Annotated in this window: 11 protein-coding genes; 4 read left to right on the top strand and 7 right to left on the bottom strand. The window is 58.1% G+C overall.

The window, feature by feature from the left end:
• Positions 1–280: 280 nt before the first annotated feature.
• Positions 281–2,980, top strand: a complete 2,700-nt coding sequence (locus tag K5Y33_RS12470) for a cation-transporting P-type ATPase (protein ID WP_222234119.1) — start codon at positions 281–283, stop codon at positions 2,978–2,980.
• Between the two features lie 36 nt (positions 2,981–3,016).
• Here K5Y33_RS12470 and K5Y33_RS12465 read toward each other — a convergent pair whose 3' ends face one another.
• The 4 genes from K5Y33_RS12465 to K5Y33_RS12450 form a co-directional block, all read right to left on the bottom strand.
• Positions 3,017–6,082, bottom strand: a complete 3,066-nt coding sequence (locus K5Y33_RS12465; RefSeq protein WP_222234118.1) for an efflux RND transporter permease subunit — start codon at positions 6,080–6,082, stop codon at positions 3,017–3,019.
• Positions 6,079–7,224, bottom strand: coding sequence for an efflux RND transporter periplasmic adaptor subunit (locus tag K5Y33_RS12460; protein WP_222234117.1), 1,146 nt, complete (start codon positions 7,222–7,224; stop codon positions 6,079–6,081). Before K5Y33_RS12460 ends, K5Y33_RS12465 begins: the two co-directional genes overlap by 4 nt.
• Positions 7,225–7,313: 89 nt before the next feature.
• A complete protein-coding gene (locus K5Y33_RS12455; RefSeq protein WP_222234116.1) occupies positions 7,314–8,498 on the bottom strand; it encodes a cell wall metabolism sensor histidine kinase WalK in 1,185 nt (394 codons plus the stop codon).
• Positions 8,495–9,190 carry a response regulator transcription factor gene (locus K5Y33_RS12450; RefSeq protein WP_101761262.1) on the bottom strand — a complete coding sequence of 232 codons (696 nt, stop codon included), beginning with the start codon at positions 9,188–9,190 and terminating at the stop codon, positions 8,495–8,497. The genes K5Y33_RS12455 and K5Y33_RS12450 overlap by 4 nt, the downstream gene beginning before the upstream one ends.
• 124 nt (positions 9,191–9,314) lie before the next feature.
• Here K5Y33_RS12450 and K5Y33_RS12445 point away from each other — a divergent pair, with 124 nt between their 5' ends.
• Positions 9,315–10,100 carry a MipA/OmpV family protein gene (locus tag K5Y33_RS12445; RefSeq protein ID WP_222234115.1) on the top strand — a complete coding sequence of 262 codons (786 nt, stop codon included), beginning with the start codon at positions 9,315–9,317 and terminating at the stop codon, positions 10,098–10,100.
• Between the two features lie 71 nt (positions 10,101–10,171).
• Here the strand turns inward: K5Y33_RS12445 and K5Y33_RS12440 are convergent, their stop codons facing one another.
• From K5Y33_RS12440 to K5Y33_RS12430, 3 genes are all read right to left on the bottom strand, one after another.
• Complete coding sequence (locus K5Y33_RS12440) at positions 10,172–10,402, bottom strand: YgdI/YgdR family lipoprotein (RefSeq protein ID WP_222184172.1); 231 nt, start codon at positions 10,400–10,402, stop codon at positions 10,172–10,174.
• A gap of 27 nt (positions 10,403–10,429) precedes the next feature.
• Positions 10,430–10,663 (bottom strand): YgdI/YgdR family lipoprotein, encoded by a 234-nt coding sequence (locus tag K5Y33_RS12435; protein ID WP_007885913.1) that lies wholly within the window; start codon positions 10,661–10,663, stop codon positions 10,430–10,432.
• Positions 10,664–10,793: 130 nt separating this feature from the next.
• The gene (locus tag K5Y33_RS12430) at positions 10,794–11,564 is read right to left on the bottom strand and encodes a GntR family transcriptional regulator (protein WP_110867130.1); all 771 of its coding nucleotides are present in this window, start codon (positions 11,562–11,564) and stop codon (positions 10,794–10,796) included.
• A gap of 79 nt (positions 11,565–11,643) precedes the next feature.
• Between K5Y33_RS12430 and K5Y33_RS12425 the strand changes: the two genes are divergently transcribed.
• Both K5Y33_RS12425 and K5Y33_RS12420 read left to right on the top strand, forming a co-directional pair.
• Positions 11,644–12,924 (top strand): M20 family metallopeptidase, encoded by a 1,281-nt coding sequence (locus K5Y33_RS12425; RefSeq protein ID WP_222234114.1) that lies wholly within the window; start codon positions 11,644–11,646, stop codon positions 12,922–12,924.
• Between the two features lie 20 nt (positions 12,925–12,944).
• Entirely contained in the window at positions 12,945–14,543 is a 1,599-nt protein-coding gene (locus K5Y33_RS12420; RefSeq protein WP_222234113.1) for an ABC transporter substrate-binding protein, read from the top strand.
• Positions 14,544–14,546: the final 3 nt, after the last annotated feature.

Raw genomic sequence — 14,546 nt, 5'->3', positions numbered from 1 at the left:
GAAATGATCATCGGTATTGTCAGGTTGTGTAATTTATTCATAATAATTCCCCCTATGATTAATACATTTCGCGATGAAACTAAAATTAATATGTGTCATGTGCCTTTCTATTTGCGTTTAAATAATAACATTACGCAATCAGTGCTATCACTATTAGCATCACACTTCTGAATCGGTAAAAACATGACCACGGTCAGTATGCTTCGGGAAAATATAATTAAAATGTGGTTTTTATTTTCGCACGCTTTTTTATTTTCAATTCACTGTCACGGGGTTAATTATGACCGTTATTCCTATTCAGCCAAAACGTCCGGAAGCATCCGCGCGTCCCTATTATCAGCAGGATAACGCCGCCGTATTTAAAGCCATCAACAGCTCACCCGCGGGGTTGAGCAGCACCGACGCACAGCAACGACTGGATGCCAACGGGCCGAACGTGCTGCCGCAAAAGGCGGATAAGTCACTGCTGATGCGTTTTCTGGCGCATTTCAAAGATGTACTGATCTACATCTTGCTAGCTGCGGCGGTGATCACCGCGGTGATGGGCCATTGGGTGGATACCTTTGTGATTCTCGGCGTGGCGGTGATCAACGCCCTGATCGGCTTCATTCAGGAAAGCAACGCCGAAAAGTCGCTGAAAAGCATCCAGAACATGATGTCGAGCGATGCCATGGTGCTGCGCGATGGCCAGCAGATCACCGTCGCTACACAGCATCTGGTGGTCGGCGATGTGGTAATGCTGCGTCCTGGCGATAAGATCCCGGCGGATTTGCGGCTGTTCGAGGTACATAACTTGCGTGTCGAAGAGGCGATTCTGACCGGCGAATCCACGGTGGTATCAAAGAACACCGTGGCACTTGAAGGTGAAAAAGGGCTCGGCGATCGCCTGAATCTGGCCTATTCCGGCACCACCGTCAGTTCAGGTACCGCGCTGGGCGTGGTGATCGCCACCGGCGGCGACACCGAGCTGGGCCACATCAATGCGATGATCTCCGCGATTGAAGAGGCGAAAACCCCGCTGCTGGTGCAGATCGACAAACTCGGAAAAGCCATCTTCGGCATCATCATGTTGATGATGGCGGCGCTGTTTGTGTTTGGTTATCTGCTGCGCGACATCGCGGTGACGGAGCTGCTGCTGTCGGTGATCAGCCTCGCGGTAGCGGCGGTGCCGGAAGGTTTACCGGCGATTATTTCGATCATTCTGTCGCTTGGCGTGCAGTCGATGGCACGCAATCACGCCATCATTCGCAAGCTGCCGACGGTCGAAACGCTCGGTGCCATGACGGTGATCTGCTCGGATAAAACCGGCACGCTGACCATGAATGAGATGACGGTGAAAGCGGTGGTGCTGGCGAACAGCCAGTGGCGCATCAGCGGTAACAGCTATGAGCCTAAAGGTGAATTTACCCTTGAAGCGGGTCAGCAGAGCGATGCGCTGATGCAGGGCTTCCTGCAGGTGGTGGATATCTGTAACGAAAGCCAGCTGCGTCAGGATGCCAACGGCAACTGGGGCATTGTGGGTGGCCCAACCGAAGGGGCGCTGAAAGTGCTGGCCGCCAAGGCGGGCATTCACAGTGACAAGGTGCAGATCCTGAGCAAGCTGCCGTTTGACTCGGCCTACAAATACATGGCGGTGAGCTGCCTGATTGATGGCAAACCGTGCCTGCTGATGACCGGTGCGCCCGATGTGTTGCTGTCGCTGTGTCAACAGCAGCAGGGCGCTACCGATGCGGAAGTGATTGATCGCGAGTATTGGGAAGCGGCGATCACCACCTACGCCAGCGAAGGGTTGCGCACGGTTGCCGCCGCGTGGCGCTGGCTGCCGGAAGCGCAGCACCACATCGATCATGAGGATTTACGCAACGGCATGAAGATGCTGGGCCTGGCGTGCATGATGGATCCGCCGCGTCCGGAGGCCATCACCGCGATTCGCGACTGCCAGCAGGCAGGGATTCGCGTGAAGATGATTACCGGCGATCACCCGGAAACCGCGATGGCGATTGGCCAGATGCTGGGCATTGGTAACAGCGATTCTGCGATTACCGGTTATCAACTGGAGCACATGGACGATGCCGAGTTGGGCGTGGCGGCGCGTGAATACGACATCTTTGCCCGTACCAGCCCCGAGCATAAGCTGCGTCTGGTGAAAGCGCTGGAGAGCAGCGGTGAGATCGTCGGCATGACCGGTGATGGCGTCAATGATGCGCCCGCGCTGAAGCAGGCCAACGTTGGTATCGCGATGGGTATCAAAGGCACCGAAGTGACCAAAGAGGCGGCGGATATGATCCTCGCCGACGACAACTTCGCCACCATCGCGGCGGCAGTGAAAGAGGGCCGACGCGTCTACGATAACCTGAAGAAAACCATCCTGTTTATCATGCCGACCAACCTCGCGCAGGGATTGCTGATCATCATTGCGATTCTGATGGGCAACCTGCTGCCGCTAACGCCGGTGCAGATTCTGTGGATGAACATGGCGACCTCGGCAACGCTGTCGTTTGGTCTGGCATTTGAACCGGCAGAGCGCAACATCATGCGCCGCCCGCCGCGTAACGCACGCAGCCCGGTGATGGACGCTTACGCCATCTGGCGCGTCATCTTCGTCGGCCTGCTGATTTCGATTAGCGCCTTTGTGCTGGAAGCCTGGCTCCAGCCGCGCGGCTACACGCCGGAGTTCATCCGCACCGTGCTGCTGCAGATGCTGGTCACCGCGCAGTGGGTTTACATGCTGAACTGCCGCAACAGCAACGGATTCTCGCTGGATGCCGGCTTGCTGAAAAACCGTGGCATCTGGCTGGTCACCGTGGTGCTTATCGCGCTGCAGGCGATGATTATCTATGTTCCACTGATGAACACGCTGTTTGGCACCGCGCCGCTGCCGTTCAAATACTGGCTGATTTCGCTGGCGGTGAGCGCCGGGATCTTTGTGCTGGTGGAGATAGAGAAGCGCCTGACACGCGGCTGGCGCCTGGCACGTTAACGTATGTTGGCTGGCGCAAGGCCAGCCAACCCTTTTTCATTCAGCGGAAGACGCTGATTCACGCTGCATCACCAGACTGAGCGCAGCGGGCAATACCGTCAGTGTCATCAGCGTTCCCACCAGCAATCCACCAATGATGGCGTAGGCCATCGGCCCCCAAAACACCTGTTGCGAGATGGGAATCATGCCTAAAATCGCGGCGCAGGCGGTGAGAAGAATCGGCCGGGCACGATGCTCAGCCGCTTGGCTTACCGCATCATTGCGCGACATGCCAGCACGCAGATTGCTATCGGCTTCCATGATCAGGATCACCGCGTTGCGGATGATCATGCCAGCCAGCGCAATCATACCGAGCAGGGCGACAAATCCCATCGGCGTGCCGCTGGGCAGCATTGCCAGAACAATGCCAGGCAGTCCAAAAGGCGCCATCGCCAATGCCAGCAACATGCGCGATACGCGTTGCAGCTGCACCATCAGCAGTATCAGCATGACAAACAACGTCACCGGCAAAACGGCAAACACTGAGCCGTTACCTTTATCCGATTCGGCAACCGTGCCCTCTTCATCAAGGGTGTAACCCGGCGCTAATCCGGCACGCAGCTGCTGGACATCTGCGCTGAGCTGCGCGGATGTGGTCTCCGCTTGCATGCCCGCCGCTACATCAGTTTGTACCACCACATAGGGAAAACCCTGGCGACGCCACATCACCGGATCCTGCAATCCCCACTGCAGCGTCGCAACCTGGCCGATGGCAATCTTCGTGCCTGCCGCGGTGGTCAGTTTCAGCGCAGCGAGGCCAGTTAAATCCAGCCGGTCAGCATCGTTGGCGCGCAACACCACGTCAACCAGCCGGTTATGATCTCTCACGGTAGTCACGCTTTGACCGGACCACACGCGGTTCAGCAGCTGCGCGATATCCTGTGAAGAGACGCCAGCCGCTCGGGCTGCAGTCTGGTTCACCACAAAGGTGATGACGCGTTCCGGCTCGCCCGCTGTCAGGTTTACACTGCGCGTCGCGCGGGATTGCCCGAGGATGCTGGCCAGCTTTTCCGCATACTGTTTCACCCGCTCGTAGTGCGGCCCGCTGATGCGATAGCGGATCGGCCAGCCAACCGGCGGACCCAGTTCCAGCGGCGATACGCGCGTCACCACATCGCTGAAATCGCGTGCCAGCAGGCGATCGAGTTCAGCTTTCAACCGATCCCTCGCCGCCAGATTTTTGGCTACCACGACCAGCTGGGCGATGTTTTCATCATCGTTCAGCACGTCCATCGGCAGATAAAAACGCACGGCGCCGCTGCCGCTATAGGAGGAGAAATGGTCGATATTGGTGTTGCCGCTGAGTTTCGCTTCGAGCTGTTCTACCACGCTTAAGGTGCGCGCCTGCGAGGCGTTCGCCGGCAGCGTGAGGCTGACCAGCAGCTCCGGGCGATCGGATGCCGGGAAAAACTCGCCCTGCAGGTGGCTCATGCCCCAGATGGCGAGCAGCAGCGATGCGCCCGCCAGGCCGAGCGTCAAGCCCCGATGGCGTAACACCTGTGAAACCAGACGGCGATAGAGGCGCAGCAACCAACCGGGCTCAGCGTGCGGTTTACCTGGCCTTGATGACAGGATCCAGCTGCCGGTCAGCGGAGAGAACAACACCGCAACGACCCATGAACTGAGCAGCGAGATCAGCACCACCACAAACAGCGAGTAGCAATATTCCCCCGCGCCGGACGCGGCGAAGCCGACGGGAATGAAACCGGCAATCATCACCAGCGTGCCGGTGAGCATCGGAAATGCGGTGGTTTCAAAGGCTACGGTAGCGGCGCGCCAGCGGGAATCACCGGCTTCGAGTCGGGCGACCATGGTCTCCACCGCGATCATCGCATCATCCACCAACAACCCCAACGCGATGATCAGCGCGCCAAGGGAAATGCGTTGCAGCCCAATGCCCGCCAGCATCATGCCGGTAAAGGTCATCGCCAGCACCAGAGGAATCGCCGCCGCCACCACTAAACCGGCACGCAGCCCGAGCGAGACGAAAGAGACGGCCAGCACGATAAAGATGGCTTCCCCGAGCACCCGCACAAATCCGCTGACCGCGTCGTTGACCACCCGCGACTGATCCGCCACTTTCGTTACCTCAATTCCGTGCGGCAGTTGGCTGGCAATCAGCGACATTTTGTCCGTTAACGCGTGGCCAAAATCCAGCATATTGCCGGTCGGCGCCATGGAGATCGCCAGCCCAATCGCTGGCTTACCGTTGACGCGATAGAGCGGCGTTGGCGGTTCCGCCGCCACACGCGTCAGCGTGACGATATCGGTCAGGGGAATGTAGCGATCGTTGATGTGCAGCGTCACGGCGCGCAGGCTTTGTTCCGAGTTGAAGGCACCGCTGACGCGCAGCGCGATGTTATCGCTGTCGGTGCGAATGACGCCTGCGGGTGACAAGGCATTCTGCGCCTGCAAGGCATCGGTGACCTGTTGCAGGCTCAGGCCCATTCCCGCGAGCGTGCGCGGAGAGAAGCTCGCCACAATCTGCTGCTCCTGCACGCCGAGCAACGTAATTTTGCCGACATCCGGTACGCTCATCAGCCGATCGCGAATCGACTCAACGCGATCGCGCAGTTCACGCGTGCTGAATCCTTCCGCAGTAAAACCGTAAATCGTGCCAAAGGTATCGTCAAAATCATCATTGACCGCCGGTGCCGCAACGCCCGCAGGCAGCGCGGAGTTGACATCCTGCATTTTCTTGCGTACCTGATACCAGATGTCCTGCACTTTGCCGGGCGGCGTGCTGTCGCGCAGATTGACAAAGATAACGGTTTTACCGGGATGCGTTTCGCTCTGCACGTAATCCAGATAGGGCACTTCCTGCAGCTTTTTCTCCAGCGGTTCAGTCAGCAGTTGCACCGTATCGTCGAGATCGGCACCGGGCCATTGCGCGGAGACCACGGCGGTTTTGATGGTAAAGGCGGGATCTTCGTTGCGCGGCAGCGCCTGATAGCTGAGCACGCCAGCGCCAAGGATCATCAGCATCAGAAAAGCCATCAGCTGTTGATGAGCCAGCGCCCAGGCGGAAAGGTTGAATTTATCGCGAGCGGAAGGTTCACTCATGGCTGCTCATCTCCCCGCGCAACCGCTTCGCCATCGCGCAGTGTGCTGACGCCTGCCGTGACCACGCTTTCGCCTGCCGTGAGACCACTGGCGATATAGACTTCGCTGGCGGTGAAGCGGGAAATCACCACCGTGCGGCGTGTGACCTTGCCGCGCTGCGCATCCAGCACAAACACCGCCGGCTTGTCCGCAAGGCGCGTCAGCACGGATGCAGGAAGGATAAAGGTGCGGGGATCGCTCTCCGGTAGTGCAACGCTGACGCTGGCGCCCAACAGCATCGCTGGCGGTGGATCGTCTAGCGTTAATCGAACCCGCCAGGTCCGCGTTTGCGGATCGGCCTGCGGGCTGATATCGCGCAGATGCGCCTGCGCGGTGATCGCCGGTGAAGAGAGCAGAGTTACGCGAAAGGCATCGCTGGGGAGCGAGGAAAATGCTGCCGGGAAAGGCACATCCAGAACCACATCCCGCCGCGCACCGCTTGCCAGTGACATCACCGTTTGACCGGTGCTCACGACCTGTCCGGCAGAGTCGCTGACGGCGGTGATCACGCCGCTAAAAGGAGCCGTCAGCTGCGTCCAGCGTAGATTTTCCTGCGCGCTGTTGAGTGCGGCTTCGCTGCTTTGCAGGTGCGCCGCAGCGGATTGCCAATCGGATTGCGCGCTGTCGAGCTGCGCCCGTGCAATCGCACCGGAAGGCATCAACTGTTTCATACGATGTAGATTCAGCGCCGCAACGCGTTCAGCTGCCCGCGCGCTGTCGGTGTCCGCCATCGCGCTGCGTAACGCATTGGCGGTAGTGCTGCTCTCTAACGTTGCCAGCACCTGACCGGCGTCAACACGATCGCCCACTTCGGCAGGGCGCGTCAGAATCCGCCCATCCAGCCTGAAACCCAATGATGTTTCGTCGTGGGCATGAATATCGCCGGTCATCTGCACCTGTTGCCCTTCCAAGGCGGGCTTCACGGTGATGAATTTTACCGGTCGGGGAGGCGCGGGTGGTAAGGGATCGCGTGGCCCGCAGGCAGTCAGCGACAAGGCGATGACCACCATGCAGGGCAACAATGGCAGTAACGTTATCAGGCGTTGTGCATCGATAAGATGGTCGGCGGCCTGTTTGACCAGGCCGGTGAAAGAGTCAGTCATGGCGCCACTCCGTACAAGGATTTGGCGCCATTAAAACGGCTAACTGTCGAGATTCGTTGTACGGCGAGTCAAGATCCTGTCAAGAGCGCTTAAAACGGTGCCGGACTGACGTCCGGCAGGAAAATCGCCAGGCTGAGGCCGCCCTCTTTGGGTAGTTTGGCGCTGATCCTGCCGCCATGCGCCGCGCAGATGGCGCGGGCGATCGACAAGCCCAGCCCGCTGCCGCCTGAGTGGCGCGCGCGCGAGGATTCACCGCGCGTGAAACGTTCAAACATCTCGGGCAGAAACTCAGGCGCCACGCCGGGGCCATCATCTCTGAATTCGATGCTGCAGCCTCCCGGCACCGCGCGGGCAGTAATCTGCAACTGGCCCGCAGGTTTGCCATAGCGCAAGGCGTTTTCAATCAACACGCTAAACACCTGGCCCAAGCGGAAGGGATCGGCACGGCAGGTGAGCGTGCTGTCTGCTGCCACGCTGATGATCATGCCGCTGGCTTCGGCTTGCGGTCGCACCCAGGCCACGCGCTCCCGCGCCAGTTCTCCGGGGTTGATCTCATGCAGATCCAACTTGAGTTGCCCGGCGTCGGCCAGCGACAGCAGGTGCAGCTCATCAATCAGTCGGCTCATGTGGCGCAGCTGTTTCATGATCATCTCCAGCTGCTGCGGTTCGGGCTGAAACACGCCATCCCGCAGACCTTGTAACCGGCCAATGGCGGCCGTCAGCGGCGAACGGAGTTCGTGTGCCAGCGCCACGTGCGAGGCGCGCAGTTCACGATCGTAGAGCGCCAGCTGCTGGCTCATGCGATTAAAGTCGTGCGCGAAGTGCAACAGCTCCGCCGGCGCGCTTTTTACAATGGTGGCGGCGGAACCAAACTGCCCTTCGGATACCCGATCAGCGGTTTTTTTCAGGTGGCTAAACTGCAACGCCAGCGGGCGGGCGTTGCGCAGAACGGTGAAGGCAACAAACGGCGTAATGATGAAAATCAGGATGATCACCATCAGCCAGTCAGCGGCACCCACCGAAGGATCGGAGTAGCGCACGCCCCAGCGTTCATCAACGATCTCGTGGAAGCGCGGCAGATTGGTTTGCGGATGCGCACGCAGCGTCAGAAATTCCTGGCGCATCTCCGGCGGCATATGGTGGATGATCCACAGGTTTTGCAGCGCAAAGCGCAGGAACATAATCCCGGCGACGGCAATCACCGTGACGATCGCCAGCGTCAAAATACGCACGCAGATCCAGCGCCATAGCGTTTGAGGAGGTGACTTTTTCATGGCTGTCTGAACCTGTAACCCACGCCGCGCACGTTAAGTAATATCTCGGATAAACCGGCGTTTTCGAGCTTCTTACGCAGGTTGTAAACGTGGGTGTCGATCACCCTTTCCAGCGCCTCGCTTTCAGGCATGCAGGTTTCGATCAGATAGTGACGGCTGAGTGCGCGTACCGGCGCTCGCATCAGGGTCACCAGCAGGGAAAATTCGGTTGGCGTGAGTTCAACGCGTGTTGGCTGTTGCTCTGGCTGCGCGACCATTGCAGTCATCGCGGCAGTATTGACCTCAAGCGCCTGCCAGCGCAGCACTTCATCCTCTGCAACGGCCGCCCGGCTGCGGCGCAGCACCGCCTGCACGCGCGCCACCACTTCGCCCGGATGATAGGGTTTCACGACGTAGTCATCCGCGCCTAAGCGCAGCGCGCCGATTCTGTCGGGCGTGTCGGTCATCGCGGTAATCATAATCACCGGCGTGTCCGCGCGGCGTCGCACGGCAGCCAGCACCTCGGTGCCGTTCATGCCGGGCAACATGATGTCGAGCAGAATGAGATCGGGTTTCCACTTCTCAACGCGCTCAAGTCCGCTATGCCCATCGCCGGCAATCTCCACGGCGTATCCTTCACGTAGCAGATAGGCTTCCAGCACGTCTGCCGCGTCTGCATCATCCTCAATAACCAATACTCGTCTGTTGTTCATGGCTCACCTTGACAGTTTCTTCATAAATCCCTGGCACGTTATTGACAATGCTTCGGGATACTCCAATCCGTGACGCAACGCCCGGGCAAGGGGCTAAAAACAGATGGGTAACTGAGGTGACACGATGATAACGAGAAAAAAGGCGCTGTACAGTGGCTGTTTGTTACTGGTCAGTATCAGTACCAGCAGCCGCGCTGATGACAGCGCAGCGCAGGATGGCGTGATGATTGGCGTGGGCGCGCAGACCACGCCGACATACAGCGGCGCGGACAAGCAACGCTGGCAAGCGGTGCCGATGTTGCAGGCCAGAAAAGGTGCCTTTTTCGTCGATTCCCAAAAGGGGGTCGGCTACGATCTGCAAAGCGACAGCGGCCTGTATCTGGAGCATTCGCTGGGATATGGCCTGGGCAGGGCAGACAAAGATTCCGACTGGCGCGACGGTTCTGACAAGCTGCGTGGCATGGGCACGATCAATGCCACGCTCAACACCGCTATTGCGGCCGGTTGGGCGGTCTCGCCGTGGCTGGTCCTCGAAGCGAAAGCCGTGCTGTCGCTGACAGACAGTCAGGGCGTGAATTATCGCACCTCGGTAACGTTAATTCCGCTGCAAAGCCAGCAGGATAGCCTTTCCTTGCAGACGTCCGCGTTGTTTGGGGATGCGCGTTACATGCAAACCTGGTACGGCGTTAGTGCGCGTCAAAGCGTGAAAAGTGGCTATGCGACTTACTCACCGGCAGCGGGATTTTATGGGGTAGAAACCGATCTGACATGGAGTCATCAGTTTACCCATCATTGGGGCGGCGCGTTAAGCGCGGGCTACACGTGGCTGGACGATCACGCGGCGGACAGTCCCATCGTGTTCAGGCAGAATCAGCTGACCGCAACAGCGGCGGTGACCTATACGTTTTAAGATTTGAATGGTGTTTAAGCCCGCACCGCTGTAAGGAAATCCACTACAGCGGGCGGCTTGAGTGAGAAAGATTATTTATGCGGAACTTCAGAGATCTCTTTCACGTCACTTTTATTAATTTGCTGCTTCACGCCATTGGCATCGACGTAACCCAGCAGGCCGGTTTCAGCATCCTGTGGTTTGCCATCGGTGACGATGGTGCGTCCATCATTGGTGTGGATGGCGTACGAGGTACGCGTACATCCGGTTAAAGCGGACAGGGCAATAAGCGCAGTAATAGAAAGCAAAATTGATTTTTTCATTAGTCTCTCCAGGCTGTTAAAAGGATATTAATTATCCAGTTCGCTCATGTTGGTAATCTTGTCGCGATTGATCTGCTCAGTTTTACCGGTTTGCGCATCCTTGTAAGAAACAAGGCCCGTGTCACTGTCGATTTGCGGCTTACCAGACGTCACAATCGTGCGTCCGTCGGTGGTCTTAATCGCCTGATTTGAAGAGCAAGCGGTCAATGTCATTGCCATAAAAGTGCCAAGAAATGCCGTTGCCAGTACTGTTTTTTTCATCGTGATGAGTTCCTTTCAGTGGAATAAGTTTTAACTACCTAAATAGCTTAGAACATTTTCCCGAAACAGCCAGAAACCCGGCGCATCTGCGCTGTTTAACCCTACTCAGATGGCGGTTCATGCCGCGCGCTTAGCGGATCTCATTCACATACATAAAGTGTTCAGTACTAAAACGGTGGTGCGCCAAAATTACCGGCAGGGCACTTTGGTCAAATGACACTTCATCAATCACCATCACGGCGTGCGGCAAACTCAGCTCCAGCAGCGCCGCATCCTCTTCATTCGCCAGCGTAGCGGTAATTTGTTCACGCACGGCGGCGACGCGCAGGTCGTAGCGCTCAAACAAATAGCGATAAAGCAGCGGCGGTAACTGATCGGCTGCTGGGAAATCGGCCAGTCGCGCCGAGGGCAGCACCAGCGTTTCATGCATCGCGGCGATGCCCTTCACGCGACGCAAACGCTTCAGCCGGATCACTTCATCGCCCTGACCAATTTGCAGTTTCTCTGCTTCGTCGGCGCTGGCAAGACTCAGTTGATAATCCAGTAATCGGGTATCGGATTGCAGCAATCCGCCGGTTTTATCGTGCAGGCGAAAATACTGGAAAAAGTGGCTGAGATTGTGCAGCGGCGCCCAGCCGGTTACCACGGTGCCGGTTTTGCGGCGTCGCATCAGCATGCCTTCCGTGGTCAGCGCCGCCAGCGCTTTGCGCACTGTGCCCACCGACACACCAAACTTCGCCGCCAGGCTATTTTCACTCGGCAAAATCGTGCCTGCGGGCAGTTCACCTTGCAGGATCGATTCGCTGATATGGCGCTTGACCACTTCGTACAGCGGCGCACCTTCACCTTCGCTGAGTCTGGCGAAAGGTTGAGCGTGGTTCGCGTCATAGTTTTTTTGCATGTTTCCGATTACCGATTGACCTCAGTCGTTGAATTGCATTATCTATAAACTATATAGAAATACAACAGACGATAATCCTATGACGCAAAATCCACGGTTTAACAACGCATTAGCGATGATTGCTCATGACGGCGCGCAAATGACGGATGACCTCAAACAGATGCTGGAGGTGGATACCTGCTTCCCGCCGGGCAACGGTTATGGCGCATTTGCTGACGTGATGACGCACTTGTTAACACCGCTGGATTTTCATTTTGCGCGCGTCTCCGTGCCGGAACATTTATGGCAGGCACCGGACGGCAGCGCGTACGGTGAACGTGTCAATTTGCTGGCATCGCTTAATGCCGGTGCCGCTGAAAACTGCAATCTCTATTTCCACACCGATACCGTGCCCGCCGGCGATGGCTGGCGTTTTCCGGCGCTCACGCTGACCGCAGCAGAAGGCAAGCTGTTTGGGCGCGGCGCGGCAGACATGAAAGGCACCATTGTTGCCGCGATGGCGGCAGTGCGCGCGGCACAGGCGGCGGCCATCCCGCTGCGTTTTAATCCGGTATTTCTGCTGTGTAGCGATGAAGAGGGCGGCTTGTATCCCGGCATTCGTTATCTGGCGGAACAACAGCTTTTCTCCGGTCACCTGCTCAGCTTCAACGGCGGCGCGGTGCCGCGCATCTGGGCCGGTTGCTTTGGCAGCATCGATCTCAAAGTGATTATCACCGGACGTTCGGCGCACTCCGGCGATCCGGTTAACGGCATTAATGCTATTGAAGCGGCGCTGCCAATGATGAACGCGCTTTATCAGCTGAAGCTCGAGGTGGAACAACGCACCTCGGCGATGCCTTCTCCGCCGCACTATCACGGCAAACCGTTGACGTCACTGCTAACGCTGGCCGCTGCGCAGGGCGGCAGCAAAGGATCAACCATTCCAGAACGGTTTGAGCTGCTGATTAACCGCCGCTACGCGCCGGAAGAGCGCTTTGACGCGGTGTGGCAGGAGCTGACGCACTGTGTGGAAAGTGCGATGCGCGACAGCCCCGCGCTCGACGTCACGCTGCAAATGATTGGCCATCTGGCGCCGGTCGCTAATCCGGACGGTCCGCACTGGCCGCGCTGGCAGGCGGCGCTGAGTCAGGGTTTTGGCTTCCAACCCAGCGAATTCAAACCCTGGGGATCGTCCACCAGTTCCGATATGGGCTGGGTCCAGCAAGCCGGGATTCAGGAGATTTTACTCGGCGGCCTCGCCCGTCCTGACAACCGCATTCATGCCGCCGATGAGTACACCACGCTGGCAGATGTGATCGCACTTTCGCAGTCCATTCTGGCGTATCTCGCCGATGATTTTCAGCCAACCCAGGGTTATTAACTAATCACGAGGAAGAGAAGATGTGCGCAATGAAAGGGTTAAACCGCAGACAGTTTATCGCCAGTTCTACCGCTCTGACGGGCGCAGCGATGCTGCCCTGGTCGTTCTCGGCCCATGCCGCGCAGGTGGCGAGCGCCACGCCGGGCGGCACGGCGCGTAAAGGCGGTGTGCTGCGCATCAGCGTTGATCAAGCCGTCGGCGTGTTAAATCCACATCAGGTGCGCGTCAACCCGGAATATCTGGTGGCGGAACTGCTGTACAGCGGCTTAACGCGTCTGACGCAGGAGATGGAAGCCGAAGCCGATTTGGCGCAATCCTGGCAGGCCAGCGCCGATCTTAAACAGTGGACGTTTACCCTGCGCCCGAACCTAAAGTTCAGCGACGGTTCCGCGCTGACTTCCGCCGATGTGGTCGCCAGCCTGCAGGCGCTGCTCGAACCGAAAAATGCCTCGCCAGCGCTGCATAACATTGGGCCGATTAACGCCGTCAGCGCGCCAGATACCAACACGGTTTTGATTGAAACCGATGCGCCTTACGCCGATTTGCCGGTGATGCTGGCTTATCCGGATGCGAAAATCATCCCCGCCAGTATCGCGCAAGGTCAGTATGACAAGCTGAGCAAAGCCTCGTTCGGCGCCGGTCCTTTCCAGCTGGTCTCCTACGACCCAGAACGCAAAATTGTGGTGAAGCGCAATCCGCATTACTACGATCCGGCGCGTCCCTATCTGGATGGCGTGGAAGTGATGGTCTATCCCGATGGCATCGCGGAGAGTTCCGCGCTGATCTCCGGTGACACCGATCTGATGCTGAGCGCGCAGTCGAGCGAGTTCGCGCGCCTGTCCAAATCTTCCGGCGTGCTGCCGCTGCGCGTGGCCTCCGGCCAGTTCCTCAATGTGAACATGGGCTGCGACCAAAAACCGTTTAACGATGTGCGGGTACGTCAGGCGCTGGCACTGTGCGTTGATCGTCAGGCGTCGGTGGATTTCGTGGCGGATAGCCTGGGTTCACCGGGCAACGACACGCCGATTAACGGCGCGTATCCGTTCTTCGCCAACCTGGCGAAAAAAGCGGTGGATTACAGCAAAGCCAAAGCGCTGCTGGCGGAGGCCGGTTATCCCAACGGGATCGATTTAACACTTATCGCCTCCGACAAACCGGCCACCCGCACGCAGCTGGGCATTGCCCTGCGCGAGATGGCGAAACAGGGCGGTTTCCGCATCAACGTGCAGACCATGGCGCACAGCACCTATCTCGATCAGGTGTGGAAGAAGGGCAACTTCTACGTTGGCTTCTACAACATGCAGCCGACGCCAGACGCGGTGTTCTCGCTGCTCTACACCACAACCGCATCGTGGAATGAAACGCGCTGGAACAACGCGGAGTTCGATAAAGCGGTAAGTGCGGCGCGTGAAACCCGCGATGAAGCACAGCGCACCACGCTGTATGGCAAAGCGCAGCAGCTGATGCATGACGAAGTGCCATCGGTGATCCCGACCTTCTTCGATCTGCTCGCCGCCAGCCGCGATTATGTCGGCGGATATCATCTGCATCCGCGCGGTGCGGTATTCCGTCTTGACCATATCTGGTTAACCGACAAAGCGCCGAAGCGCGCAGCGTAAGGA

This window comes from Pantoea sp. DY-17 (genome assembly GCF_019795975.1).
Taxonomy (GTDB): domain Bacteria; phylum Pseudomonadota; class Gammaproteobacteria; order Enterobacterales; family Enterobacteriaceae; genus Pantoea; species Pantoea leporis.
Note: the sequence above shows the minus strand (reverse complement) of the source record. Positions and strands in the feature narration are given on the sequence as shown.

What these genes read in the sequence shown, in the direction of transcription:
- K5Y33_RS12470 (WP_222234119.1), top strand. Translation starts at nt 281, where the DNA reads ATGACCGTTATTCCTATTCAGCCAAAACGTCCGGAAGCATCCGCGCGT.
- K5Y33_RS12465 (WP_222234118.1), bottom strand. Translation starts at nt 6,082, where the DNA reads ATGAGTGAACCTTCCGCTCGCGATAAATTCAACCTTTCCGCCTGGGCG.
- K5Y33_RS12460 (WP_222234117.1), bottom strand. Translation starts at nt 7,224, where the DNA reads ATGACTGACTCTTTCACCGGCCTGGTCAAACAGGCCGCCGACCATCTT.
- K5Y33_RS12455 (WP_222234116.1), bottom strand. Translation starts at nt 8,498, where the DNA reads ATGAAAAAGTCACCTCCTCAAACGCTATGGCGCTGGATCTGCGTGCGT.
- K5Y33_RS12450 (WP_101761262.1), bottom strand. Translation starts at nt 9,190, where the DNA reads ATGAACAACAGACGAGTATTGGTTATTGAGGATGATGCAGACGCGGCA.
- K5Y33_RS12445 (WP_222234115.1), top strand. Translation starts at nt 9,315, where the DNA reads ATGATAACGAGAAAAAAGGCGCTGTACAGTGGCTGTTTGTTACTGGTC.
- K5Y33_RS12440 (WP_222184172.1), bottom strand. Translation starts at nt 10,402, where the DNA reads ATGAAAAAATCAATTTTGCTTTCTATTACTGCGCTTATTGCCCTGTCC.
- K5Y33_RS12435 (WP_007885913.1), bottom strand. Translation starts at nt 10,663, where the DNA reads ATGAAAAAAACAGTACTGGCAACGGCATTTCTTGGCACTTTTATGGCA.
- K5Y33_RS12430 (WP_110867130.1), bottom strand. Translation starts at nt 11,564, where the DNA reads ATGCAAAAAAACTATGACGCGAACCACGCTCAACCTTTCGCCAGACTC.
- K5Y33_RS12425 (WP_222234114.1), top strand. Translation starts at nt 11,644, where the DNA reads ATGACGCAAAATCCACGGTTTAACAACGCATTAGCGATGATTGCTCAT.
- K5Y33_RS12420 (WP_222234113.1), top strand. Translation starts at nt 12,945, where the DNA reads ATGTGCGCAATGAAAGGGTTAAACCGCAGACAGTTTATCGCCAGTTCT.